Origin of the sequence: Bacillus cereus group sp. BceL291, from assembly GCF_051776705.1 — a bacterium.
Classification (GTDB): Bacteria; Bacillota; Bacilli; order Bacillales; family Bacillaceae_G; genus Bacillus_A; species Bacillus_A cereus.
This window is the reverse complement of record NZ_JBPWAP010000190.1, coordinates 1-2,457: the sequence shown is the minus strand read 5'-3', so window position 1 is coordinate 2,457 and position 2,457 is coordinate 1. Positions and strand designations below refer to the sequence as shown.

Genomic DNA, 2,457 nt, shown 5'->3' with positions numbered 1-2,457 from the left:
ACTTACATCTCTCAATGTATCCGGCTCTCCATCTGTCTTCTGCATTTTATATCTCGCCCTTGTGTCTTTTCATATGACACTCTTTACAGAGTGCGATAGTCTTTCGATTTCTCGCTATCATTTGTTGTTCAAGATATGATTTATTTGACTTTGCTCGTAGATTCTTTAATCTCTTAATGTGATGCATATGTATCACAACATTGCTAGTTCCGCATAGTTCACATGTTTCCGCCTTGATTCTATCTGACAATTTAGTGGTACTCATTACATGCCGAGTATTTGGTAAAATGTCTGTTCCTTCTAGTGATAAATTTCTTGTCATTGGAAACTTTCTTTCAATGAAATGAACTTTATTCATTCCTTTCTTTGTCTCATACTGTACAGTAAATTGTCCGTACTTTTCGTATTTCTCTCGAATTTGTTTCGTACGTGTTCTGTATTTTGACGCAAAAGTTTTCAACATTGAATAATACATGAAATATGCAAAGCGGTGCATGTGATTGCTCACATTTTCAGCTAGTCGATAGTAATTGTATAACCCTCGAATTTCGCTATTATATTGCGTGATAATCTCTAAATCTTCATTGTGTTGGAAATATCCTCTTGGCTGAGGTTTCCAAGTGCCATCGGCACACATTTTAATGGCCTGATACTTTTGAAGTTTCTTTATCCATGCCTCATGTGGCATTTTCAATTGAATTTTACCGTTAAGAACCCTAGAAGCTCTCCCAAGACTGTTAATGCGTGTTGTTTCACTTTTAAACACTTTAATTTCAAATCCTAGAAATTTAGCGTGTTTCTTGAAGGCATTTGTTATCAGAGTCTTTTCCATAGATAATTCTAGTTTTATCTCTTCTTTCAAAAATGAAGCTATCTCATTTTTAATAAGAATTGCATCCTCTTTAGAACCTATTACTCCAATAAGAAAGTCATCCGCATATCTTACATATTTGAGCCTTCTATAATTTTCATCCATTGGATTATTATAAGGTGTTTGTAACAACTTCCCTTTCAAAACTTTTTGTTGTTCTTTTAGTTCCGTAATTCGTGTTACTTCTCCATTTAGATAGGCAGTATCGATTTTCTCTTGAATCTTCCGCACTTTATACTGTAAATTACTATACTCTTTATTTATTTGTCGCTTTTTCCCTGATTCAAATCTATCCTGATACTTTTTCATATAAGTATCTAATTCATTTAGATAAATATTAGAAAGTATTGGACTAATGATTCCACCTTGAGGCGCTCCACTATAGGTATTATGAAATTTCCATTCTTCTAAATATCCAGCTCGTAAGAATTTCCAGATCAACTCTATAAACGCCTCATCCTTTATTCTTCTTTTAAGAATTGTAACTAGAGTATGATGTTCAATATTGTCGAAAAATCCTTTAATATCTCCTTCGATAAACCATTTACTACCTGTAAATGTGCGCTTTATCTCTAATAACGCACTATGGCATCCCTTTCCTTTTCGGTATCCATGTGATGAACTAGAAAAGCTTGAATCGTATATTGCTTCTAGTATCATACGTATAACTTCTTGGACTAATTTATCATAAAAGCTAGGAATTCCTAATGGCCTTTTCTTGCCATTTTTCTTTTCAATATAGGTTCTTCTAGATGGATATGGTTGATAGCTTTTACTTTTTAAAACACTTATCAAGTCTTCCACTTCCTTCATAGAAAAACCATCAATAGACCTTTGGTCTACTCCTATCGTTAATGCGCCATCATTTTTACTTAGATTATCGTATGCTAATAAAAAGAAATCTGGGTTATATAAATTACGATAAAGTCTTGTATATTGATATTCCTTATTAAGACTCTTCGTTCGCAGATTGCTTAGTACTATTTTTGGACATTGCATAGTGCCTTTCGCACCTCCCCAATTTGGTAATAAGCTAACAGACTGCCTTCCTTCGCCCTGTACTAGGCTTTCCCTAGCTCTGACTACTACGAAGGCTCCGTTGTCATATTAGATATTCATGAGCCATACTTCTTGACTGTTACATCTTGAAGTTATCCTCAATAGCCTCGCAGGCATTCTAACTTAGACAATCCCCATTTAGTAAACAAGGAATTTGCACGTATAGTGTCGGATGTGACGTTCACACTTTTCTTCCATATAGAAGTGGGCAACAGATAACCCTATTCATATAAGATGACTCACACTATCTTTATGATATCTGTTGAATCTCGTTTATAAACATCTTTCGAGACTAGTTACGGTGGCCTCCCTTGTGCTATCATTCAAGCAGTTTAGCTTTCATCCTTATCTATACTTTATATCTTGCCGCTCAGTCTTGACTTGATGTTTAGCCAACTTACGGCTTTCTTGGCATGCTGTTGTCCCCTTTCAGTTTCCCTCCAAGGTTAGCCAAGTGATACTAGGTCTTTTAGGGTTGACCTAACAGCTTGCAATCACCGTTTTTCCTTGCCCCCTTATGGGCGCAC

The 2,457-nt window shown here is 35.4% G+C and carries 1 protein-coding gene; it reads right to left on the bottom strand.

Translation table 11 applies throughout. The annotated features are described in order from the left end of the window. Positions 1–46: 46 nt before the first annotated feature. Positions 47–1,870 carry a reverse transcriptase/maturase family protein gene (locus ACS2CR_RS33920; protein WP_097920007.1) on the bottom strand — a complete coding sequence of 608 codons (1,824 nt, stop codon included), beginning with the start codon at positions 1,868–1,870 and terminating at the stop codon, positions 47–49. Between the last annotated feature and the right edge of the window lie 587 nt (positions 1,871–2,457).

Bases quoted from the DNA above. Each gene is read 5' to 3' on its own strand.
- ACS2CR_RS33920 (WP_097920007.1), bottom strand. From the start codon at position 1,870: ATGCAATGTCCAAAAATAGTACTAAGCAATCTGCGAACGAAGAGTCTT.